The organism is Vibrio sp. CDRSL-10 TSBA (assembly GCA_039696685.1).
Taxonomy (GTDB): Bacteria; Pseudomonadota; Gammaproteobacteria; order Enterobacterales; family Vibrionaceae; genus Vibrio.
This window is the reverse complement of record CP155565.1, coordinates 654,968-678,187: the sequence shown is the minus strand read 5'-3', so window position 1 is coordinate 678,187 and position 23,220 is coordinate 654,968. Positions and strand designations below refer to the sequence as shown.

Genomic DNA, 23,220 nt, shown 5'->3' with positions numbered 1-23,220 from the left:
GTGGCGGAGAGATAGGGATTTGAACCCTAGGTACGCTATTAACGTACGCCGGTTTTCAAGACCGGTGCTTTCAACCACTCAGCCATCTCTCCGTAAGTGCGATGAATAATACGCGCCGTTGATGGGGTTGTAAATACACTTTTGTGCTAAGTGAACAATATACAACCATTTTTTGTGATTTGTATGATATCGCGCGGCTGGCTTTTGGTTGATAAAAGGGAAGTCTTTGGTTGTGTGTGGCAAAGTAAAAAGGCTGACTCATCGGAGTCAGCCTTTTAGCTATGCTTTCAGCAATCGATCTTAGTTATCGTTCGCTCAGGACATTCTCTTAGCAAGAAGTCGTTCAGCTGCAGTGATTAACGCAGAATCATCTGGGCACGTTCAGGGCCGACTGAGATCATCTTCACTGGCACACCCATCAGCTCTTCGACACGCAGTACGTATTGCTGTGCCGCTTTTGGCAGGCTTTCGAAGGTGCGACAGCCTGTGATGTCTTCAACCCAGCCTTCCATTTGCTCGTAAACCGGAGCCAGAGAAGAGGTTTGTGGCCAGATTGGGTTTTCGCTGTGCTCGCCGTCGTAGCTGACGCAGATCTTCAGATCCTGCATACCAGACAGGCAGTCCAGTTTGGTCAGTGCGACTTCAGTGGCCGCTTGCAGCTCAACACCGTTGCGGGTTGCAACTGCGTCAAAGTAACCCATGTCACGTGGACGACCCGTTACTGCGCCATATTCGTTGGCGGCTTCACGGAAGTTGTCCTGCTCTTCCATTGCAGTGATCAGAGTGCCGGTGCCTACTGATGAACTGAACGATTTCGCTACAGCGATAACGCGCTCCGGACGCAGAGCGGGAAGGCCGCTGCCCAGACCAGCGTATGCTGCGGTTACGTTTGATGACGTTGTCCACGGGTATTCACCGTAAACCAGGTCACGACCGGCACCCAGCTGCGCTTCAAACAGCAGGTTTTGATCTTTGGCTTGCAGTGCTTTCAGTGGTTCGCTGACGTTGCAGATCGCATCACGCCATGGCGCAGACACTTCCAGCAGCCAGTCTGTCATCTCTTGAGCGGTCTGAGAAAATTCAAACGTCGGGTACAGCGCTTTCAGTTGTGGCAGTTTCCAGTCCAGCATGAACTGGATGCGCTCACGCAGTACTTCAGGTTGTTTCAGCCAGCCGACCAGGATGCCTTTTTTCATCACGCGGTCGCCGTAAGCCGGCGCGATACCCTGACGGGTTGAGCCGTAAGCGCCGTCACCGAGACGAACTTCTTCCAGTGTATCTTCCAGTGCGTGGATAGGCAGACACAGGGTGGCGCGGTCTGAAATGCACAGGTTCACGTTAACGCCGGCTGCTTTTACTTCTTCGATTTCCTGAGAAAGCGGAGCAGGACTGATGACCATGCCAGGGCCAAGAAACCGCCAGACAACCCGGGTTGAACACGCCGCTTGGCAGCTGGTGCAGTTTGAATGTACCCAGATCATTAACTACGGTGTGACCGGCGTTATTACCGCCTTGGAAACGGATGCTCGCTGCGGCGCTATCTGCTAAATAGTCCACGATACGGCCTTTACCTTCATCACCCCAGTTTGCACCAACAACAACGATAGACGACATGTTTTTATCTCCTCAAAAGTTACGCATTTATCCTAGGGGGACGGCGAGAATAAGAAAAATTAATTATTATTATTAACTTGATAAGGATTCCATATCGGGATATTTTGCCCGCCATTGACCGTGAGCGAAAAGGCGGTCTGCAATCATATTGATTTACGAGGACTTGCGATGCTTGATCTGCACTGGCTTAACACCTTTGTCACCCTGGCCAGGCTGGAACATTTTGGTAAAGCGGCCAATGAACTGCATATGACCCAACCTAATGTCAGCCTGCACATCAAACAACTCGAGCAAACGACCCGGGTGAAGCTGATTGAACGTAATCCGTTTCGCTTAACCCAGGCCGGAAAACGTTTATTGCAGAGTGCACAAAACACCTTGATGGAGCTACAAAGTTGTCAGGCAGATCTTAATGCGATCAATGATTTATGCCAGGGAACGATGACGATAGCGGCCAGCGATATTATCTCGCGCTGGTTGCTGATCAGCCCGTTTCAGTCGTTCAAGTCCGAGTTTCCCGGCATCGACCTGACCTTGCTCAATACCACTTCTTCTCAGGCGGCGGATCTGGTCAAAAATGCCAAAGCTGATTTGGGGTTTGTGATGGCGCAGAAGGAGAGTCAGCCGCTGCATTTTGTCGAGCTGAAACAGGTGAAGTGGCGCGCGCTGGGTAATAATTTAGCCGCATGGCAACGGGGCGAAACGGTCGGTAATCTTGAAGCACCAACCCTGATTCTGTTAGGTCACGATACCCGCACGCGGGATCTGATTGACCCGGCCTTGGCCGAATTAAAGCTGCCTGATTACCGCATTATGGAAGTGGGTAGTGTGGATGCGCAGATAGACTGGGCCGAAGCGGGGTTTGGTATTGCGATTGTGCCGGATTTTGCACTGCATCCTAAGCTGAATCTGCAGTCGGATATTACGCCTTTACCATCATTTCCTTCGGCCAGTCTGGGTTACATCGTGCGCCAGAATCAGGTGCTGTCCAAAGCGATGAAAAAGTTGTTGCACTGGGTTGATGAAGAGATTGTTCGTTCACCACATGTCAATGGCTGATATACCGTACGGGGAGGCTAAAAAGTCCTGACTGGCGTTAAATACTCAACAATTTGCTTAAGTTGGTAACGATTGTCTACAGTTATGGATGCCGCTTTAATCAAAACCAGCGGTTAAATAATATCCATATTAATCGTGTTTTTACTCTAATTGCTGAAACCCTAATAAAATAATGTTTTATTAGTAAGTTTTTGAATTTAATGGGGAAATGGTGTTTGAGTAAACGCTTGTACGCCCGAAAGTATTTGCAGGTTACTGTGAAGTACTTCAAAATTAGCGGGGTAGCATTTCTTCTTAGTTAAGAATGAGGTTTTGATGAAAGTCGCGGATTTATTTAAGCATCGTGCAGAAAATTTGGTCAAGCACGCTGAATCTAAGCAGTGGGTCACTCCCGCTATGCGCGAATATTGGGACGAGTTCTTAGGCAAAGCCAACAATCGTCAGTTGTTCTCTTGGTTAAAAGAGTTCCATCCGGCGAATGAAGACGTACAAATTCCTGAGCCAATCGTGCTGAAGCCCGAAGCGCAGGCAGTGTACGATGAACTGATGCCCCAAATTGGCGAAGTCATCCACGTGGGTGACTGGATGCTCGTGGATCAAGAGCGCATCAATCAGTTTGGAGCTGTCACGGAAGATAAGCAATGGATTCACACTGATCCACAGCGTGCTGAAGCGGAATCTCCGTTTAAGACGACTATTGCCCATGGTTTTCTGACTCTGTCGTTGTTGCCAAAACTGACTGACAGCGTCGATGAAACAAATGCTCTGTTCCCAACCGCAAAACTGGTGGTGAACATCGGCCTTAACTCTGTACGTTTTCCTTACCCGGTCAAGTCTGGCAGTCGAGTTCGTGCGGTCAGCACGTTGTCGAAGGTGACCCCTATTAAAAAAGGGTTGGAAATCGAACGTGAAATCAAAGTTGAGATCGAAGGCATTCGCCGCCCGGGTTGTGTGGTGGTTTCAGTGATTCAGTTGCATTTTTGATCGCTGATATACGAATTTTTGTGAAGTAATAGTTTCTTTATGAAATAGTATTTTCTTCATGAAATAGTTTATTGCTGAGATAAAAAGGAGAGCATTTGCTCTCCTTTTTTGTGTCTGTAATCTTGCGCCGCTTATTTGGTCACAGGAATGTAGCCATATTCGACGATGCGCTCAACCGCGCGTGGCGAGTGCAGGAAGTCCAGAAACGCTTTGACTTCCTTATTCTCTTTATGAGCATAGTGCAGAATCAGGAATGGGCGTGACAGCTCATATTTATGCTCAGCAATGGTTGTTGCACTCGGTGCAACACCTTCAAAGCTGATCGCTTTGACTGATTTATCGACAGAACCGGTAGAGATAAAACCAATCGCCTGAGTGTTATGGTTGACCAAGGTCTTGACCATGCTGTTGCTGTTAACGACCAGGTTGTTTGGGTTGATGTCTGATACCAGGCGTTCATTGACGATGGTGGTCAGGCCAAGCAGGCTCTCAAAGCTGTAGCGGGTGCCGGATGAGGCTTCACGTGTCACAACGGCGATTTTTTGATCGTGACCGCCGACCTGTTTCCAGTTGGTGATATTGCCTTTGTAGATATCGTACAGTTGCTGACGAGTCAGGTTGCTCACCGGGTTAACGCGGTTGATGACCACGGCCAGGCCGTCGAAACGCGATGGTAAAAGTAGCGAGATTTTCTTCTTCACTTTCTGTCAGGTAACGCGAGCTCATCGCGATATCACTGACGCCTTTTTTCAGCAAAGTAATCCCTGCAGTAGAACCGACACCTTGCACGGCGATGTACGTATCGGGATGTGAGGCGTTGTATTCTTCTGCCAGCACGTCCATCAGGCGCGCGACGGATGTAGAACCAGAGACGTTGATTTCACTGGCTTGCGCAAAAGAAGTAAATAAACAAAGGGAGTAAACAGCGGCAAGCACTACCCGTAACATAAATTAAACTCCAAAATCGATGAGAGACAAAGCGTTATGGTATGTCGCTGATGTGACAGTTTTGTGAATGCCGGAGTAAAAGCACGCACATGCCAGGTTTGGCCGGCAAAGAGGCCGTGTTAATAGTTGCTTGGCTTGGCGATTAAAAGATCAACAATCTCGGTATGGGTTATACTCAAAACACTTTGAGATCATAGTAATAGTTGTAAGTTTACGCGATACTAGAGGCTGGTTTGCTTATCAGGGCGTTAAGGAAGTCATGACAGTTATTAATTTACTGCAGCGTCAAATTGAACGACGAGCGGAGGTCGCATGCGCCAACCGCAACCAGAGTTTGCCTGCAGAACTGGGCAAATCGGGTTTTGAGCCAATAGAAAATGGCGTGCACTTTGTTCAAAGCCACTTCAAACTCGATTCAAGTCATTGTGATTACACCAGCCTGGTGGCAAAGGTGATTTGGGAAGAGAGCCACAGCTTATGGGGCCTGTATGTGCCTTCTAACCAGGACGAGACGCCAGAGTGGGTGCCTTATCCGTACCTGTCTAAAAGCGGCGATCTGACAGCCCTGATTCGTGAAATAGAAAAAGATCCGAAATCCTATTTCTGGAGCTGAACGTGCTGTTTTCTCTTATCCATCATGTCATCGTTTAAAGCATCTTTTCGCTTCAAATAAACGTGAGACAACGAACCGGGTTGATCCGATTCGTTGTTTGAATAGCAGGCGCTTTATTGACCCGCCCGTTGCAGTTTATAACGTCACGTCTGCCACTGCCGGATCCTGATTGAGTGCTTGCTGATCGAGCGTGATTAAACTGCGTTGTGGGCTGTTGTTCCCCATAGTCCAAACCTCAAACAGTAACTGCGTAGTGCCGGCCGGTAGTACCAATTGTGTTTCCAGCTTGTTGTCGGTTAATGCAGCGGTCAGAAGACGACTGCTGCGCACCGGCGTGACTCGTTCATTACTATCCGCACTAAAAGAGCTATAAATGGACAGTGTATGCTGACCTGCAGGCAGGGAATCGGCATTCACGGTCAGGTTCACTTGCAGCTCGGTTCGGTAACTAAACCCATCCGGTACACTTAAATCTTCCATAGTGCGTTGCGCAGCCGGCTGACCGGCTGCAACCGGACTGGCGGGTGCGGATGAAGTGGGTTCGCCACCACCGCCACCACCACCTCCGCAACCAATCAGGAGTAATGCAGTGGTCAATGTCAGTAAGTTGATTTTCATAGTGCACCTCATGGTTGGTAGATGAATTCTGACTGGGCATTTTTGTGCAGATACCATTGCTGCTCTCGTGCACCGGCACTTTCAGCAAAGTCGGCAAATTTTGGATATGCCCGAACCAGGTCAGCGCGTTCAAGCGGCCATTGCCATTCCTGATTCATCAGCAGTGCCCAGGGCAGGTTGGTGGTGGTTTTAAAGTAGATTCCTTGTTCAGGAATGCTGCCATCGACTCCCAATCCCCACATGGCTTCACCGTCAAACTTCTCGGTCGGGGATTGATCGGGCAGGTGAACTTCCCAGCTGCGTCCGGGTTGGAAAGGCAGTTTCTTCACCGTGGTAATAGCCGGGTGTTGCGAAAATAAAGGGGTCATAAGGCATACCGACAAGAGTGCTGCTGTCGGCACTCTCTTTTATTGCAATATGGATTTCGAACTGGAATGATTCTTCCTCCCGGCACTCCTGACGCGTGCGGTAATACTCACACTGCGCAGTTTTTTTAGTGGTGATATCGTCAGATACGATGAAGATGGCTTCCGAAGTATCGGATTCCAGTCCGCTTTCGCTCAGTAATTGCTGATTGTGATATCGACGGCTTAGCTGAGGATCAACTGCATCGCGTGACAGCCCCTGCAAACGAATGGCAAAACCATTGTGATAGTCGGCACCGATAGCGGCGAGCCTGCCCTGAATAAAGCTTTTACGCACCGCGCCGTCTTCCACGAATTCTGTAATGCGATAATGGATGACCACATCATTCATATCGTAGTCTGCGGTATGTGGCCAGTTGTCTTCGTAGGCCAGAGTGGCGTAGCCGGTTTCACTCGGAAAATGACGTACTGTGATTCCGGTTGCGGTGACATAAATCTGGTGGTCTTCGACTTCACCGGAGCCGGCACCTCCAAAATAGCTGAGGCCGGTTTGCTGACTGAAACGGGCGCGCATCCAGGTCGGGCCTTCTGTGGCGTTCAGAGGTACCGATAAATAGAGAGTATTTAACCCGGCTTGCAGCAGGTTGTCGGTAAGGACTTGTTCACCCTGATCAGCGAAATCGCCGTCCTGATTCCAGTCTACCCATAGTGAGAGATACCCGCTGGTGGAGGCGTCTGCTACTGCCATTGCGTCCAGACCAGCCTCCAGAGCCGTTACAAAATAGATACCTTCTTCATCGTTAATGCCAGTCGCGTTATCACTCAGTGAACCGACCATGCCATCCTGTTCACCATCCGGAGCGCCGTCACCCAGCCAGGTGACGCCATCAAGCTGGTGTCTCGGCCCATTACTGACCAGAGTGGTGGCATAACTGTCAGGAGCATCGCCAAAATCAATGGTTGAGTCTTCATCAATGAGCGGAGCCTGTGCGCAGCGGGCACCATCGTTTTGACTGGATGACGGGCCTGAAGCAAATTTTACCGCGCTGACGTTTCCGGACTGAAGATTGGCATCATTTGACAGGTCAATACGGAATATATCGCCGTCCTGGTTACGTGAGACATAATAGTAACCATCGGCGTCAAAATAGCCGGCGCCAAACGTACCCGTTTCACCGGTATCACCAATGTAGGTTGTACTGCCATCATTGATGTCAAAGGCATACAAAGCTCCGCTGTTGTTGTCGACTCCGTACAGATTGCCGTTACCGGGATGGAACGCAAAGTCGGTGAGAGCAACGGTTGCCTGAGCGCTTATTTGCTCCACCACAAGGACCGCATCCGGGTCATTGTCGAGAGGGGAAAGATCAATACGAAATAGTCCTTTGCCTTTACGGTAAAGGTAGTAATGTTTGTTATAGACATCGCCGACAAAAAAGGTGTAGTCGCTTGGCAGTCCGCTGGTAGCAACTTGGGATACATTGAAGTCTTTATCCAGCCGCACGACTTGCTTTAGCGTGGTGTCGTAACCAAAGATATAACGGCTGTCGAAATCGAAACCGACCGCGTTGATGTTGCTGCTGGTGCCAGTATTGCCTTGCAGCAGTGAAGTGTTACCTGTGACCAGATTGACACCGTAGACCTGAACAGGTTGAGACTGGAACAAAAAGGCTTTACTGGGACAGGATTCGAACGGTTGGGAAAATGCAGCAGAAGCGCAGAGCAACGAGCTTAACCCTAAGAGTTTTATTGGTTTCATTCATGTGCCTCCCTTGGCCAGTACATTAAGCGAATGATGTTTTACCTGTGGTATTGGCTGAGGTTTCAATTTGCATGCCTGATTTAAAGTGTATTTAAATCAATTGGTTGGGATTTTGCCTTGTGAAGGGTGACATCCTGAGAATCATTTTGAGAATGATATTGATGGGAGGGGAGATCCATATTGCCCCAAAGAGTGACTGGACCAATGGAGTTATTGAACCTGTAGTGATTGAAACTGTAGTGATTGTTAATCGCCAACAGCGTTACAAAAACAGGTTCGCAGTAACCAAGCAGCCCGCATCGAGTGCGGGCTGTATTCTATTATGAATATTGTCAGTCATATGTGTTGAGCCAGAGCGACCTCAAGTCAGCGTGAAAAATGACTGGCGGAGAGCGCTCTGAGGGGACGCAAGCTGTCAAACCACGCCGGTCTTCGACAGTATTGTGTACTAGTCAGCAACTCCTCGTAGAGACTGGACAGCTTGCTGGTATTTGCCTGCAGGGAAAACTGGCTGATGGCACGCAGATAAGCACATTGACTCAAGGTTTGAGCGGTGCAGCGATCCGTCAGTAGTTGTTCGGTGAAGTGCGCTAATAATTGCGGCTGCTGCGGGTCGTAGAGCAGCGCTGAGCTGTCGTGTTGCAGGACTTCCGGTATGCCGCCAACTCTCGGTGCAATCACAGGTACGCCAGCAATCGCCGCTTCCGCCAACACCAGACCAAACGCTTCATCACGTGTGCCGCTGATAAACAGGTCCACTCCGCCACGCAGCCAGCCGCAGACATTGGCTTGCTCACCGACCAGGTGTATTTGTGAACGGACATCCAGCTCCGCCGCCAGTTGTTCCAGAGCGTGTTTCTCAGGACCATCACCGATAATGACTAAATGGACATCGCTTTGTTTCAGGTTGGCTACCATACGGATAAGTCTATCCATGCCTTTGCGATAAATTAATGATCCGACACTGGCAATCACTTTGCAGTCCGGCGGCAGACCCAGAGCCGTGCGAAACGCAGTGCACCGGCTGAGCTTGCAGTTCATCAATATCGATACCATTGTGCACGACGCTCAGTTGTTGCTGCGGATAACCTTCACCGTGCAGTTTGGTGCTGATGGCATGACTGACAGTTACCAAATGCGGAGACAAATGCAGGCAGAGGCGAAGCCTGTCGCGCAGAGTGTAATCGCTGTGCAACTGGGTCAGCATGGGTACCGAGCAGCGTTTGGCTGCCCACCACATCCATTGACAGGGCGCGCCGCTGTTAACATGAATCAGCTGAATATCATGCTCGCGAATTAAAGCGATAGCCTTGTTTATCTGGCGCAAGTATTGCGACAAAGAAGCGCGCTGACCTGGCCAGCCAAAGAGTACCCGGAATGTACTGAGTTCGGAGGTGATCCCCAATTCTTGAGCCTGTTGATGTAACTGCGGATTATTGGTCCACAGTACGGGCATAAAACGTTGGGTGTCCAGACTCTTGAGCAGATTGAGCAGGCAGACTTCACTGCCGCGTAACCAGTTATCACCGTAGTGCACATAGAGGAGTTTAATCATTACTGCCCCCTGCCCATAATGACCACTGAGATGGTCTTACATAAAATCAACAAATCCATCGCCAGCCAGGTTTTGAAAGAGCTCAGAGCGAGGGCGTAACCATGGTCAAATCCTACTTTGCGACGCACATCATCAATACAGGTATCGTATCCCTGACTGACCTGGGCCAGTCCGGTAATCCCCGGCAGCAGTCCGTAAGTTCGCTCGGCAAAAAAGGGAATGGCGTTTTCCAGTTTGCTGTAGAAGCAGGGACGTTCCGGTCGCGGACCAATCAGCGACATTTCGCCTTTGACCACGTTGATCAGCTGAGGCAGTTCATCGAGACGGGTTTTACGCATGAAACGCCCGATTGGGGTGATGCGAGGGTCATTTTCGGTTGCCCAGCATGCGCCGCTGCGGCTTTCACAGTCCTGGTACATGGTGCGGAATTTAATGATATGAAACAGGTGTGCTTTTTCCGGTGTGTAGTAACCGACCCGTAACTGGGTATAGAAAACCGGTCCGCGAGACCCCAGTTTTATTGCTGCAGCGATAAGAGGAAACAGGGGTAACACCATGGCCAATAGCAGGGTTGCCACAGTGAAATCAAACACACGCTTGGCGCGGGAAATATGTATCGGTCCTTGAATAATGTTTAACATGATTGACTCCTTGGCTTGTCATTCTGTCATTCTGTCATTCTGTCATTCTGTCATTCTGTCATTCTGTCATTCTGTCATTGCGTCTGGTTTGTTATTTGCCTGATACCAGGAATGAGCCGGTATGCATAATAAATCTAGTGTTAGTGCTGCGGCTGGCTTTTGCGCCAGCCACGCCCGCTAATCAGGTACTGCCATCCACCGATCAGGCTTGCGCTGTGGCCCGCGACGAAATAAGTTACCAAGCCAACAATTCGGTTGCTTCTCAGCGCCGGGCTTAACCAACCGGCCAGCGCGATGAGATAGAAGAGCCCCTGAGCGGCGGCGAGCAACTGATACCACCATTGATCCAGGTGCGTGGCAGGCAAGATCAGCATCAGTATCAGGAAGTATGGGGTGAGCAGACGTAAGCCTTTGCCGGAAAAGAAGGTAAAGGCGACCCCGCTGCGGCCCGGGCTGAACAAACGCCATAAACGCAGCGCCTGTTGCATGTTGCCCGCTGAGATACGTAGTCGGCGGCGAAAGTCTGCAGGCTGGTCGGTCGGTTCCAGTTCAATCGCGAGCATCGCCGGCTCATAAACTGCTCTGAAACGTTTTTCAATAATGCGCATTGGCAGCATAAAATCATCATTGATGGTGTCCTGGGCCAGCGGCTCAAACAGCTCCGAGCGGAACAGGTAAAAAGCACCATGGCAACCGAGTACTGAACCCAGACTAGACTCGGTTTGCTTGATTCGCTGCTGATAGCGCCAATATTCACTCTCACCATTAAATTGATGATTGAGCAGGTGATAACTGGCACCGACCACACCGACTTGCGGGTCTTGCATATGGCGGGCAGCTATCAGCAAAGCATCAACCGAAATTAACGCGGAAACATCACTCAATACACATAAGTGAGTGTCAACTTGCGGAATGAATTCATTCAATAATGCCACTTTGCCGCGGTTTTCTGTGCAGTTGATTATTTCGTAGAAAGTGTCAGAACAAATGGCCTCCTGAATAGTGGCGGTGGCGATTTGAGCAGTGTCATCACTGCAACCATCACACACGATTAACACTTTCAGCTTATCGCGTGGGTAGTCAATACTGGCCAGATTACGAATTTTCTCGCCAATGTATTCCGCTTCGTTATAGGCGGGCATCAGAATGGTTACGCTTGGTAGCTGCTTATCCGCCACACCGGCAATGTAGCCGCGCGAAACCCGGTTGCGCGTTTTGTGTCGGGTGCCTGCGCGCGTACCAGCGCAAGAACAATGGGTATCCGACGTGGTGATAAAGGATAGTGCCGCCGCTTACGACGACCAGCAACGCTGTCAGTAAGTCCGTCATGCCAGTTCTCCCAAAGCCAGTTCGTGATAAGCCTTGGCCATTTTGCGAATTTCAAAATTGCTGAGCACGAAATCACGCGGCTCATGGCTGTTGGTTTGCAGCAAGGCTTGCAGCAGGGTGGCAGCAAGACCGGGAACGTCACCGGTTTTAACCAGTTTCCCGGTGTGGGGACACATGGCTTCTGCCGAGGCTCCGACATCGGTTGTCACTACAGGGATGTTACAGGCCTGCGCTTCGAGCAGGGACAGAGGCAGACCTTCCATCAGGGATGGCATGCAGAACACATCCAGAGCCTGATAGAAGTGCGGCATGTGATCGGTCTGACCGATAAAGCGTACCCGCTGCTGCAAATGGAGTTTTACTACCAGATTTTCCAGCATCTCACGTTGTGTTCCTTCTCCGGCGATGGCCAGCATGCTGTGTTCAGGCAAAAATCGCATTGCTTTGATGGCGGTCTGATGATCTTTCACCTTTTCGAGCCGGCCCGCGCAGCCGATGATCAGCTTGTCCTGAGGTAAATCAAAGCGATGGCGGGCCAGATTTTTTGAACCCGGGCAGAATTTGTTGCAATCAATCCCGTTTTTGATCACTACGGTGCGACTGTAGCGGAAAAGGTTATCCAGTTGCTCTTTAACATGGGTCGCATCGGCGACTATGGTTGGTTTGGCCGCCTTGAGTAATACGCTCTGCATCTGTTTATGCTTACTGTTGTTAAGATGCCAGGCATCATGTTCGGTGTGGATCCGCACTGGCACGCCAGCCAGTTTGGCAGCGTAACCGGCGTACATCAGCGGGCCGAGATGATGGGTATGGACGACGTCCGGACGAACGCCTTTAAATGCTTTGACCAGAGTAAAAACCAGACCAAGCTGGATTCCGGGTGGCTTTTCCAGAAATATCATCTGCTGCTGATATTCGGCCAGCCGCGGCCAGCGTTGCAACGCTTCATGTTTATTGCCTTCCATGCTGACGATTAACACCTGATCATCAGGATTGGCGAAGCGCAGTAGCTCCAGAGTCAGACTTTCAATGCCCCCCGGGGCAAGATGCTGAACGACATGAATAATCTTTTTTCCGGTTTTAGAAGGGATGTTATTCATATGAGTATCCTTACAGTAAACGTTCTGAGTTTTAAATACAGGGAATTAAAATTCTCACCTTTCTCAGTATCTGGCATTAAGCGTGCCAAAATTTAAATCATTTAAAATCAATCATTTATTTTTAATTTCTCTTGATGGGAGGCCCTGGTTACTAATTTGAGAACGAATTCGAGAGCCACATCAGCTACTGCTGCGGATCCGGGGGATGACACTGAGGACGGGTGCCTGACACAAGAGATTCAGCGTCTTGGGTTGGTAGATTCGGGTATCGGTACATTCGAGTAATACCGTCAGCCCGAGGCCAAGCGCGATACCCGCAACGAGGCCAATCACAGCGTAAAGGAACTTAGGCAGATTGGCTTTTGAACCGGGCGTGTAGGGCAAGTCGATAATCTTGACCCGTTTACTGTGTTCAAATGCGCCTAAAGATCCGGTCAGCTTGGCCATTTCGTAACGGTCAACCAGTTCGTCGTACAGACGGCGCTTGAATTCCACTTCCCGTTTTAGGCTGTTGAGGGTTTTGGATACATCGCCAAAGCGACTGTTCTGCTTTTCCAGCGCGGCAATCATGTTCTGGATCGCCTTGGTCTCCTCTTTTAGGGATTCATAACGGCTGCGGGCAATTTGCAGGTTTTCCAACTGGGTGATCAGCAAAGGACGCACTGAACTTTGATCGCTGGTGGTGTTGCTGCTGGCGATGTCCCAAAGTACATCACTCGTCAGGCTTTTATGCCCCTCGTTAAGCAGATTTTCCCGCTCTCTCTCCAGTCGTTCCAGCTCACGTTTAGCAGCCACCACCGCGCTGTGACTATTGGTGTAACGCGCAGTGAGCAGCGTCAACTGGCTGCGGATATCGATGATTTTCTCTTCAATCTTGCCCAACACCGGATTGGTTCTCGAGAGCTGCTGATCCAGGCTGCCCAGCCCCTTATCAGCGCCGGCCAGCAGGGCCTCTTTTTCGGCCAGATTCTGTTTGAGCATTGCCAGTCGGCTGAGATTTTCATTCAGAAACTCAGGTGTTGTCGTCGGATTTAAGTTCTGAAACTCAGCCAGATTCTGCTCGGCGGTTTGCAGCTCTTCGAGACGCTTATTAATGTGCATTGCCAGAAAACGGGATGAGTCATCAATCGAAGAGCGTTTCCGGAGCCAGCAACTGCTCAATAAAATGGTGGCTGACGGACTCCAGCATCTCCTTCATGCCCTTAGGTTTGCTGGCTGACAAGCTGATCGTGACAAAGTCCTTACCGGTCTGACTTACGGTCAGGCTGGCTGCCAGCTGACCAATAATGTATTCGCTTCTGGCTGCCGGAGTCGCATCATCAATCAGCCCTTGTTCACGTGCAACCGTACCGAGTACATGGCGGCTTTTCAGCAGGGTACTCAGTGCGTTGATGCGTTCTTTAAACTGGGTTTCAACCGCAATGTCCTGCAGGAAAGGATTCATTTTGGCCGACTCCTGAATCAGCATACTGGTATGGGAACGATAAATATCCGGAGTCATATGACCGATACCTAGCGCCAGTAGCGGCATCACTACGATAGGAATAGCGATAACGTAGCGGCGACGCCAGGCTGCGGTCAGTGCAAGAAACAGGTGTGATTTGAGATCTTTCATAGCAGCTCCAACATCCAGTTAAGAAAATGACTGCGGTCATCCCAGCTTTGCCCGGTGATCGCGCCGGGAGGAATACGTTCTGCCTGAGCCGCAGAGAGTAGCGCGTCGACAAAGCCTTGTCGGTGGTCGGCGGTATACAGGTAACGACGATAAGGGGCCAAGGCAGGAAAATCGACGGAGGCAATCGGCTGACCCGCGGCCATATACTCGAGCAGTTTTAGCGGGTTACAGGCGTCAATTTGCGGATTACGCAGGAAAGGCAGCATACTGACAGTCCAGTGCTGTGAATAACCCGGTAATTGATGGTGGGCACGCGGACCCAGATAATGAATATTGTGCCGGCGTGGCAGGCGCGCATTATCCATACATTGCGGTCCGATAAATACAAACTGCCAGTCGGTAAGAGTCGTGGCGCAATAATCGATTAAATCGTAATCGAGCCAGTCAGAGAGACTACCGTAAAAACCGGCGATAGGTTTGTCACTGACCGGAAGGTCAGCAGCACGAGGCGCTGGCTGTGAAAAGAGTGTACTGTCCACTCCGTGCGGCAGCAGATGAGTCTTGCGCGGCGGGAACTTATTCTTTAGTTGGTCGCTGGCGACCAGAATCAAATCGGCGTGCTCAACCAGGTTTTTCTCGTGCTGGCAAACAACCTCATGATCCACACCGGCCAGAGAAGAAAAATCGTCTCCGCAATAATACACCACGCCACTGTGATCAAGGTGAGAGCAGAGATCGGCAGCGGTCGGGAGAGAACTCCACAAAATAGGGCGCTTGAGTCCGAGCTGGTTGATCTTGGGCGTAAGTTGCATCAGCATCATATCGCGCGCCACCCTCCTTGCCAGCTGAGAAACGCGGAGCCGGAACCGTCAGCAGATTGGCCTGGATGATATTGGCCTGCTGTGCAGGACTGTAGGTCTGGCTCTGCATCGCAGGCTGAGACGAGTGACTGCCCGGGCGCACGCCGCGTGGTAGTTTGATTGGCGGACATAATTTTTGCCATACCCGTTGCAAATCTCGTTGGTTTAATCCGGGTTGACGCAGACCAATAGAATTGATCCACAGCACCTGGCGTTCGTTTGCCAGACGTTTGACCAGATGCTGGGTACTGGAAGGTAAACCGCCAAAATCTTCGCCAAATACAATCAGATCGCGCATGGTTTTTCTCCTGTGTCGCTGCGGTGGCTGCCAGAAATAAGTGGCAGCCAGTCAGACGGATAGGGTTATTGTTGTGTCCGGATCGAGCGGATCACCCGTGCCGGATTGCCTCCGGCGAGCACATAAGGGGGCAGGCTTTTCGTGACCACGCTGCCGGTGCAGACTATGGTGCCGCGGCCAATTGTGACCCCGCCTTTAACACTGACATTGCTGCCCAGCCAGACACCTTGCTCAAGATGAATATCTCCGACTTGCTCATCATGGTCCGGTAAACCCTGAGCACGTTCGGCCTCATCGATAGGATGACCCGGATAGCCAAACAGAAAGCCCCTCCCGGCAATGCGTACATCATCGTCGATGATGACCCGGGTTCCGACCGCGATGGTGGTTTGCCAGCCGATACCAACGTTGTTGCCAATGACAAGGCGAGGAGTTGTGATTGAGGTGCGACCGCTGAACGTGGTTTGACCGGAAATCCGGCACCGGTCGCCAACTTCGATATGTAATGGGCCGGAAATATAAGGCAGCCCGCTGTAGAGATTTAGCTGACGACCGCATGAGGCTAAACGCCCTTTAAAAGCCGGCGTGCAGATAAATATCCGGCGCAGGGTCTCGATACCGTCTCGTAGCGCAGTACACAGGGTGTACGCGATGCGGTTGTAGAACGCTGGTGTAGGAAGTTCCAGATTACGAATACGCTTTAACAGTTGAAACAGTGCGCGGAATTTAGGGTCAGGGTGATTTTGCAGCCAGCTTTTCCACTGGTAGAGTCGGATGCTAAGCATAAGGTTTACCTCGTATCATTTTGACATTGGGTTATGCAACTTATTACGAGGGTTCACACTTTGTGCCAGATTTTAACGCCAATAAAAACAATAAATTAACTGTTGCTGTTATTTTTATTCTCAATTTGACTAGCAATTTGAGCAACGGCAACGATAAGCGCACCAAGCAGATAAATCGGCCAGTTGAAGCCTTGAGTGAGAAAGGTACCGGAGACGACGGTACCGACCAGCCCGGCATAGACCGCGTGAGCAACGATCCTGACCGGAGCTTCGAACAGATGAAGCTGTTTTTCTATTTTGTGAATAGTGTTACGAGCGGTTTTAAGCAGAGAAACGATACAGCAGATGAAAACCGTTAAGCCGAGGAAGCCGGTTTCGGCCAAAACACCAAACCAGGTACTGTGCACGGCATGGTTGAGTCCGTCCCAGTGCTGACTGTAGTAAAAATAGTTGAAGTAAAAGTTATTCAGGCCAACCCCGGTCAACGGGTTATCCAGTGCCATATAAAACGCAGCTTCCCAGGCGTAAAGACGGCCCATTGCAGAGGCGTCTATGCCTTCTTCAGCCGCTCCGCCTGAAGCGCGGTCAGAGACGCCGCTGGCAATATAGAGCAGCAGAGCACCACAGCCGGCCAGAAAAAGCAGCAAGCCTTTGTTACGAATAAAATGCAGCGCAAAAATACCGGATACCGCAAGAAACGCCCAGTAAGCCCCCCCGGCTCTGGGTGGCAATCACGGCCATCAGCAATACAACACAAATCACCAGACACAAGGCGCGGATCAGACGATTACTACCGGGCATGAGTAACAAGCTGAGTGAAAAAGCGAACGGAAACATCAGTACCAGCGCCAGATCATTAGGATCACCGAGCATGGAGCCGATGTCGCGTCCGATTGTGACACGAGTCCCTTCCACCAGTCCGATCCCGTTGGCACTGTTATAGAGCGCGGTGCAGCCCACCAACAATCCGGACAGTGCGATCAGCACCGCCATTTTGTTCAGCTGACGGGCATCATTGACTATCCACATGATAGCCAGACTCATCACGATAATTTTCCAGTAGATACCTTTGAAGTTACCGATTGCGATACCGCGGTTGGACGCAAATACGATACCGATTGTCACAAGTCCCCAGAACAGCAGTAACCAGGCCATGGAAGGATGCCAGAACGGAACCAGCTTACGGCTAATAATCAGGTGCCAGACTATACCTCCCAGTGCAGCCATTGACAGTAACAGCGGGATTTTGAAGGAGTAAAGTTGAGGAACAACTTCGTGAATACGAAAGAAGGAAAACAATATAAACAGGGTAACGAACCAAAAGTGACCGGTCACCACCAAAACCAATCCTGCGGGTAACAGCGCCAAGGCCAGTGCCGCGATAGGGGAGCCGCTGAGCTGCCAGGCCAGTGCCATAACCAGGCAGTAAATCAGCGCCAGTAAAATACCTTTACTGGTTTTAAATTCGGTGAAGTGACTGGTTTGCGACTTCATAGGCGTTCAACGGTGGCAATCCGGTTTTTGCGTAACCAGTAGGGCAGCGGCAGCAGACCAGCCAGCAGAGCGACTAAGATGACGCTCAGCGGTGCCAGCAGCGACATTATCAATTGAAGTTGCCAGGAGGAAAGATGAACCGAAATCAGTAGATGAGTGACTGCAGTGACTATCACCAGCGTCAGCCGGCGTAAGGCATACGGTAATGCCATCGCAATCTGGCTGGCTCGGTAGACCAGTGTGAGCTTGGTGAGTTGCGCTAATACCAAACCGGTGATAATCCCCCACACGCCCCAGGAAAGCATGGTCATAATTAATAAGGCGCCACTGCCGGCTGCGATCAGGTTAAAGCGTAATAATTTCCCGGTCTGTTTACTGGCCAGCAATCCGAGGTTAACCAGCTCGGTCAGCTCTTTGAATAACGCAGCCAGCAGACACAGCAGCACCATCTGTCCGGCTGAATGGTAGTTAGCTGGTAACGTCAGCTGAATGAACAACGGCGCGAAATAGGCCATTGCTGAACACAGCAAAGCGACCCAGATAATACCGTACTGAGTGATTCGGGTTGCTTCACCGCAACCTTGATTGAGCAGAACGGCAAAGCGTTTTGGCATCCACCACATCCCAAATGGCTGGACCAGAATACACAAAGCGAGAGCAAACTTAGCGGCGATAGCGTAGTAGGCGAGCGACTCAATCGTATCTGTTGCGGCGATGACCCAGCGCTCGGCGCCATTGAGTGTAAAGGCCACCAAACCCGCTAAAGCGATGGGTAAACTGTAAGCGACGAATTCACGTGCCCGCTTGATACAGGGGCGTTGCATCGGCAGGCGGCACAGGCGCTGCAGCCAGATGAACTGAATAAAATGAGTGATAACTGATGCGGCAAGGATCGATAAAACGCCCGGCATCAGCCACAAAGAGAGCGCGACCAGTGAAACCTGCAACAGACAGATGCAAACGGTCACCTGCAAGAATTGTCCGGCTCTGTCTTGCATGCGCAACCAGGCGAGTTGCAGTCCGATCAGACCTTCACTGGCGACTCCTAATGACAACAGCAGCATGGCTTGATCGGGCAGTTGCGGAAAGAGAGTGGTTGCCAGAGTAATCAGCAGTAATAATCCGGTCAGCGATATGCCAGCGACCATACAGGCAAGCGTATAAATCTCTCCCGCTACTTTGGTTTGTTTATCAGAGCAGGCTTCATGGCCGGCGAAGCGGTATAGAGCTTCATGAAGCGCCAGGCTCAGAATCATGGCAAAGAACACTCCACTGCTGGTATACAGCTCAAGCTGACCGATCTGCTCGACGGATAAGTGGTTGGCAAGTATGGGCAACATGATGAGTGCCAGCCCTTTGGTCGCAAACAGCCCCAAAGCGTATGCGACGGGCCGGCTGATTGCCGCAGGCAGTTTTAAGCTAAGCATAATACTGTCCTGTTTTTAGTGGCACGCTTTGCTCTGTGCAGGAACTGATATACTGCACAATGGGTAGATAACAAGTTTCGGCTCGATAATTCTCTGCGTACAGTTGTCCCGCCTGACCAATCTGACGCAGACAGACGCGATCGGAGATTAAATATTTCAGTGTTTGTGCCAGAGCAATCGGGCAGTTGGGGGTATATTTAATGCAGTTAACGTTATGACGTAACTTTTGGTCCCAGTACGAACCATCTTGAGGGATGACAACACACAGTCCGGCGGCCAGGGCTTCCAGAATAGAAAGACCAAACGGTTCTTGCTGGCTGGTGGAAACAAAAATTGAGCTGTTGGCACGAATACTATCAAGGTTTTGCGGCTGCTCGTGCCAGCTGACGCCCGGCAATGTCACCGGAGCCTGACTGTGTGGCAGGTTAATATTGTGCGGTCGGATAAAGCAGATATCACATCGTAACGGGTGTTCGTCGGGTAGCAGACGCAATGCATCGACCATAATGTCGAGGCCTTTCCATTTCAGCAGCGAGGCTGCCCAGAGCAGACCAGCCCCGGAGTAATGGCTCGCAGTCGGCCATTGGCTGTGTCCAATTCCATTGATAAATGGCTGATATTGCTTGGTTGCCAATAAATAGTTTGCCAGTGCCTCACCACTGTTATCCGGTAACCAACGATTAAAATAGTGACTGACAGAACGCCGCATCGAATCCAGAGTGCTGGGCAGATAAAACACCCGGTCAGCCTGGGTCAGACAATAGCCGACCGAGCCGGAGCAAGGAACCGGGCCATGGATGAATTGTATTAATCGGTAGCGTAATAGTTTGCGGCAGCCATACAGTGCCATGTCAACGCCCGGCCCGGAAATGCCGATCAGTGTTGTAACAGAGCGGTGTTTCAGCAGGCACAGGCAAATCATCAACATAAAGTAAAGGTGCTTAAGCCAGTATTGCCAGCCACTGGTGGCCTTACTCAGGCTGCCGGGTTTGTGAAAGGTGACCATATTAAAGGGCATGGACTTTGGCCAGGCAGCGCGCCAGCTGTCGGGATCACAAGTCAGTACGGTGAAGTTTACCTCTGACTTGAGACTCTGCCGGACCATCTCATAGCTGGCGACTTTTGAGCCGCCGTTAAAAGGTACCGGATCAAAGATAAGGCAGTGACGGCTTGAGTGAGATTTCGTAGATGATGCCATAGTGAATTCCTTTACCAATCTGGGCGCATAATGAGTCGTAAAGGAAGTGGAGCAAATGGAGTGCCAAATTACCTTTCATCTATCATTCTGAAAATTAAAAGAAATAATCTGGTGGCTGAGGTTTTCTCAATTTGAGAATCAAAATCGGCTTCAGTTTTGGTTGCGGTAGTGGCGTTATGAAGCCATTTACCGGCTCTGGTACAGATTGAGCAGCTGCGGGATGACAGCCTGGTCGGTATAACTCTCGTTGATGGTGTGACGCGCACGTGAACCTATGGTGTGTCGCTGTTGTTGGCTCAGTTGCTGCCATTGCTCGATACCTGTCACCAGGTCTTGCTCGTTATCGGCTATCCAGCCACTTATCCCGGATTCGATCAGTGTATCCAAAGCGCCAACCCGGGTTGCAAGGACAGGAATACCGCGTCCCATGGCTTCGAGACTGACCATTGGCAGCCCTTCAAAACGTGACGGAATAATGACTAAAGCGATATCTGGCCAGTGCGGCTGCATGTCACTGATGTGTCCGTGCAAGGTGAGGTTGTCTGGTGCGCTGTTTTTAATCTCCTGATAAAGTGGCCCGTCACCATACAGATGAAAGCGGTGACGGGGGAACTGTTTGGCCAGCGCGACAAATCGTTCCGGTGCCTTTTCATGGCTTAAACGGCCAATAAAGGCAATCTGCTCGCCAGTAAGCGAACTTTGTGTGGTTTGTGAGATGAAATTATTGAGCGTGATGCTGCCAGGCGGCAATTTAGCCGCGATAGCCTGACTGACACTAATTGCATGATTGGACATCCGGCTGGTATAGCGATCAAGCCAGTCATACAGCCATACTTTGCCGCGGGGCGTTTCACCGGCGTGATAGGTCGAGATCTGGTGGGTCCCGGTCAGTAATTTAACAAGACGCGCGTAAATACTGGCTTTGTATCCATGGGCGTGCAGAAACCTTGGGTTGGTAGCAGCGTACTGCACGATACAAATCGAATAGCAGATTGCGCCCCTGTTGTTGCTCGCCACAAGCGAACTCAGAGACAAAAGAGCAGGAGATACCAAGCTCGTGCAAGCTTTGCTCGAGCAACTGTGGTTCAGAGTAGCGGCGCAGAAATACGACTCTTACCGGCTGTCTAAAACGCACCAGACCGCTCGCCAGTTCACGTACATGAGTTTCAATACCGCCAAAGCGTAAACTATCAATTAATAGCCAGATTTCTCCCGGCTCAGCTACTTGCCGAGCCGCTTGTTCAGGCTTGCTCATAGCTGTCTTCATTTTCCCACGCCTGCTTTTTACGATAAACAGTCGACGGACTGAGCTCCAGCAGCACAGCGGCGTTAAGCACGTTACCGTCACAGTAGTCTATCGCTTGTTGGATCGTTTCCCGCTCTACCTGCCACATCGGTTTAATGACAGGCGCTTGTTCACTATTCTCTGCGGTTGTCTGCGGGTTTGGTATCGAGTGGTGAATAGGAACCACAGATTCTGGAGGCGCTGACTCGCTGACTGCCGGTATTACCGGCGGTGTGTGAGTAACCGGTTTAACCACAGAAGTTAACGCCTGCTTAGTCTCAAGCGTTTCCGGCAGGTGCTCCCGAGCCACATATTTAGCATCGTTGAGGATAACAATATTACGGATAGTATTTTGCAGCTGACGCACATTACCAGGCCAAGGGTAGCGTTTGAACAGACGCTCAGTGTCTTTATCCAGTGCGACAAATTTTTTGCTGTCCTGGCGCGAATAGGTTTTCAGGAAGTGGTTAGCAAGTGTGACAATATCCTGGTCCCGTTCACGCAGTGGTGGCATCACGATAGGAATAACATGAACTCGGTAGTAGAGATCTTCACGAAAGCGACCTTCGCTCACTTCGTTCATTGGATCACGGTTAGTGGCACAAATAATTCTGACATCAACTTTGCGCTCGCGGCTGTCACCAAGGGGAGTAAAAGTGCTGGTCTGCAAAAAACGCAGCAGTTTCTTTTGCAGGTTTAAGTCCATTTCACACAATTCATCGAGAAACAACGTGCCGCCATTGGCCTGCATCGCAGCACCACGGCGGTCCGTGGTTGCGCCGGTAAATGCGCCCTTGATATGGCCAAAAATTTCACTTTCCATCAGATCTTTGGGAATCGCCCCACAGTTAATCGCAACAAAAGGTTTGTCATGGCGGTTACTCTGTTTATGGATTGCTTCTGCACACACCTCTTTACCTGTGCCGCTTTCCCCGATGATAAAAACGCTGGCGTTGGTCGGAGCCACAGCTTCAATGGTTTTATACACTTTTTGCATCGCCTCACTGGCCCCAATAAAACCTTGAAAACGCGGTCGTTCAATACTGGATTTGAGATCTTCGACCATATTTTCCAGTTTAACTTTCTTGAGGTGAATCCGAATCGAGGCTTTCAGACGCTCAGCAACGATGGGTTTTTCGAGAAAATCGTCTGCACCGCGATGGAGCAAATCGACCGCTATATCAACCGACCCATGGGCTGTAGCGATCAGGACAGAGGTGGGCAGTTCGTTCTCTTTAATCCAGTCGAGAATATCCTGTCCGTCCATATCCGGCAGATTCAGATCGAGGATCACCACCTGCGGGAGATAACGCTCAATAAATGCTTTTGCCTCTGCGCCTGTTTCTACGTGGAAAAACTCGAATGGCTCATCTTTGACATACTGTTTGTAGAGGATGGCTAACGAGCTGGCGTCTTCAACTAACAATACTTTCGGCTGCATAATGTTATCCTTATTTTCGGTCAGATTTTGGACGCTCTATCCTGGTCTGAAAATCCGAGTGCTTTGCGATCCAGCAAAGCCTGCAGAGATTGATCTATTAATTCATCCAATTGTTGTGCCAACGTGTAAGCTTGTTCGGCTTGCTGGTTTTTGCACTCAACTTCTATCGCTCGCGCCATGGCTGATAATGCACTGTTGCCCAAGGCCAGCGATGAGCTGATCAGTTTGT

Annotated in this window: 14 protein-coding genes, 1 tRNA gene and 7 pseudogenes; 3 read left to right on the top strand and 19 right to left on the bottom strand. The window is 50.5% G+C overall.

Annotation, left to right across the window (positions count from 1 at the left end):
* Window position 1: 1 nt before the first annotated feature.
* Window positions 2–92: transfer RNA gene (locus ABDK09_03275), tRNA-Ser, on the bottom strand.
* A 264-nt stretch (window positions 93–356) separates the two neighbouring features.
* Window positions 357–1,614 (bottom strand): annotated as a pseudogene (locus tag ABDK09_03270) (adenylosuccinate synthetase).
* 168 nt (window positions 1,615–1,782) lie between these two features.
* Between ABDK09_03270 and ABDK09_03265 the strand changes: the two are divergent.
* Together ABDK09_03265 and ABDK09_03260 are read left to right on the top strand one after the other, a co-directional pair.
* Window positions 1,783–2,673, top strand: coding sequence for a LysR family transcriptional regulator (locus ABDK09_03265; protein XAW88369.1), 891 nt, complete (start codon window positions 1,783–1,785; stop codon window positions 2,671–2,673).
* A gap of 315 nt (window positions 2,674–2,988) precedes the next feature.
* Window positions 2,989–3,657 (top strand): MaoC family dehydratase, encoded by a 669-nt coding sequence (locus ABDK09_03260; protein ID XAW88368.1) that lies wholly within the window; start codon window positions 2,989–2,991, stop codon window positions 3,655–3,657.
* Between the two features lie 131 nt (window positions 3,658–3,788).
* On the opposite strand, the pseudogene ABDK09_03255 reads toward ABDK09_03260, so the two are convergent.
* Window positions 3,789–4,605, bottom strand: a pseudogene (locus ABDK09_03255) (phosphate ABC transporter substrate-binding protein).
* Window positions 4,606–4,864: 259 nt separating this feature from the next.
* Here ABDK09_03255 and ABDK09_03250 point away from each other — a divergent pair.
* Window positions 4,865–5,218, top strand: coding sequence for a DUF3024 domain-containing protein (locus tag ABDK09_03250; GenBank protein ID XAW88367.1), 354 nt, complete (start codon window positions 4,865–4,867; stop codon window positions 5,216–5,218).
* A gap of 135 nt (window positions 5,219–5,353) precedes the next feature.
* On the opposite strand, the gene ABDK09_03245 is transcribed toward ABDK09_03250, so the two are convergent.
* The 16 genes and pseudogenes from ABDK09_03245 to ABDK09_03170 form a co-directional block, all read right to left on the bottom strand.
* On the bottom strand, window positions 5,354–5,836 hold the full coding sequence (locus tag ABDK09_03245) for a hypothetical protein (GenBank protein ID XAW88366.1): 483 nt from the start codon (window positions 5,834–5,836) through the stop codon (window positions 5,354–5,356).
* A gap of 8 nt (window positions 5,837–5,844) precedes the next feature.
* A pseudogene (locus ABDK09_03240) lies at window positions 5,845–7,960 on the bottom strand (LruC domain-containing protein).
* A gap of 369 nt (window positions 7,961–8,329) precedes the next feature.
* Window positions 8,330–9,004 (bottom strand): glycosyltransferase, encoded by a 675-nt coding sequence (locus ABDK09_03235; protein XAW88365.1) that lies wholly within the window; start codon window positions 9,002–9,004, stop codon window positions 8,330–8,332.
* Entirely contained in the window at window positions 8,892–9,518 is a 627-nt protein-coding gene (locus ABDK09_03230) for a glycosyltransferase (GenBank protein XAW88364.1), read from the bottom strand. The genes ABDK09_03235 and ABDK09_03230 overlap by 113 nt, the downstream gene beginning before the upstream one ends.
* Window positions 9,518–10,159, bottom strand: coding sequence for a sugar transferase (locus tag ABDK09_03225; GenBank protein ID XAW88363.1), 642 nt, complete (start codon window positions 10,157–10,159; stop codon window positions 9,518–9,520). The genes ABDK09_03230 and ABDK09_03225 overlap by 1 nt, the downstream gene beginning before the upstream one ends.
* Before the next feature lie 140 nt (window positions 10,160–10,299).
* Window positions 10,300–11,488, bottom strand: a pseudogene (locus ABDK09_03220) (glycosyltransferase family 2 protein).
* Window positions 11,485–12,588 (bottom strand): glycosyltransferase, encoded by a 1,104-nt coding sequence (locus ABDK09_03215; protein ID XAW88362.1) that lies wholly within the window; start codon window positions 12,586–12,588, stop codon window positions 11,485–11,487. Before ABDK09_03215 ends, ABDK09_03220 begins: the two are co-directional and overlap by 4 nt.
* Window positions 12,589–12,768: 180 nt before the next feature.
* Window positions 12,769–14,203, bottom strand: a pseudogene (locus tag ABDK09_03210) (chain-length determining protein).
* Window positions 14,200–15,361 (bottom strand): annotated as a pseudogene (locus tag ABDK09_03205) (glycosyltransferase family 1 protein). The pseudogenes ABDK09_03210 and ABDK09_03205 overlap by 4 nt, the downstream one beginning before the upstream one ends.
* A 65-nt stretch (window positions 15,362–15,426) precedes the next feature.
* Window positions 15,427–16,146 carry an acyltransferase gene (locus tag ABDK09_03200; protein ID XAW88361.1) on the bottom strand — a complete coding sequence of 240 codons (720 nt, stop codon included), beginning with the start codon at window positions 16,144–16,146 and terminating at the stop codon, window positions 15,427–15,429.
* Between the two features lie 95 nt (window positions 16,147–16,241).
* Window positions 16,242–17,562, bottom strand: a pseudogene (locus tag ABDK09_03195) (O-antigen ligase family protein).
* A 74-nt stretch (window positions 17,563–17,636) separates the two neighbouring features.
* Window positions 17,637–19,067, bottom strand: a complete 1,431-nt coding sequence (locus ABDK09_03190) for an oligosaccharide flippase family protein (GenBank protein ID XAW88360.1) — start codon at window positions 19,065–19,067, stop codon at window positions 17,637–17,639.
* Entirely contained in the window at window positions 19,060–20,265 is a 1,206-nt protein-coding gene (locus tag ABDK09_03185; protein ID XAW88359.1) for a glycosyltransferase family 4 protein, read from the bottom strand. Before ABDK09_03185 ends, ABDK09_03190 begins: the two co-directional genes overlap by 8 nt.
* 186 nt (window positions 20,266–20,451) lie before the next feature.
* A complete protein-coding gene (locus ABDK09_03180) occupies window positions 20,452–21,237 on the bottom strand; it encodes a glycosyltransferase (protein ID XAW88358.1) in 786 nt (261 codons plus the stop codon).
* Entirely contained in the window at window positions 21,161–21,520 is a 360-nt protein-coding gene (locus ABDK09_03175; protein XAW88357.1) for a hypothetical protein, read from the bottom strand. Before ABDK09_03175 ends, ABDK09_03180 begins: the two co-directional genes overlap by 77 nt.
* Entirely contained in the window at window positions 21,507–22,991 is a 1,485-nt protein-coding gene (locus ABDK09_03170) for a sigma-54 dependent transcriptional regulator (protein ID XAW88356.1), read from the bottom strand. The genes ABDK09_03175 and ABDK09_03170 overlap by 14 nt, the downstream gene beginning before the upstream one ends.
* Window positions 22,992–23,220 lie beyond the last annotated feature (229 nt).

Bases quoted from the DNA above. Each gene is read 5' to 3' on its own strand.
- ABDK09_03265 (XAW88369.1), top strand. From the start codon at position 1,783: ATGCTTGATCTGCACTGGCTTAACACCTTTGTCACCCTGGCCAGGCTG.
- ABDK09_03260 (XAW88368.1), top strand. From the start codon at position 2,989: ATGAAAGTCGCGGATTTATTTAAGCATCGTGCAGAAAATTTGGTCAAG.
- ABDK09_03250 (XAW88367.1), top strand. From the start codon at position 4,865: ATGACAGTTATTAATTTACTGCAGCGTCAAATTGAACGACGAGCGGAG.
- ABDK09_03245 (XAW88366.1), bottom strand. From the start codon at position 5,836: ATGAAAATCAACTTACTGACATTGACCACTGCATTACTCCTGATTGGT.
- ABDK09_03235 (XAW88365.1), bottom strand. From the start codon at position 9,004: ATGAACTGCAAGCTCAGCCGGTGCACTGCGTTTCGCACGGCTCTGGGT.
- ABDK09_03230 (XAW88364.1), bottom strand. From the start codon at position 9,518: ATGATTAAACTCCTCTATGTGCACTACGGTGATAACTGGTTACGCGGC.
- ABDK09_03225 (XAW88363.1), bottom strand. From the start codon at position 10,159: ATGTTAAACATTATTCAAGGACCGATACATATTTCCCGCGCCAAGCGT.
- ABDK09_03215 (XAW88362.1), bottom strand. From the start codon at position 12,588: ATGAATAACATCCCTTCTAAAACCGGAAAAAAGATTATTCATGTCGTT.
- ABDK09_03200 (XAW88361.1), bottom strand. From the start codon at position 16,146: ATGCTTAGCATCCGACTCTACCAGTGGAAAAGCTGGCTGCAAAATCAC.
- ABDK09_03190 (XAW88360.1), bottom strand. From the start codon at position 19,067: ATGCTTAGCTTAAAACTGCCTGCGGCAATCAGCCGGCCCGTCGCATAC.
- ABDK09_03185 (XAW88359.1), bottom strand. From the start codon at position 20,265: ATGGCATCATCTACGAAATCTCACTCAAGCCGTCACTGCCTTATCTTT.
- ABDK09_03175 (XAW88357.1), bottom strand. From the start codon at position 21,520: ATGAGCAAGCCTGAACAAGCGGCTCGGCAAGTAGCTGAGCCGGGAGAA.
- ABDK09_03170 (XAW88356.1), bottom strand. From the start codon at position 22,991: ATGCAGCCGAAAGTATTGTTAGTTGAAGACGCCAGCTCGTTAGCCATC.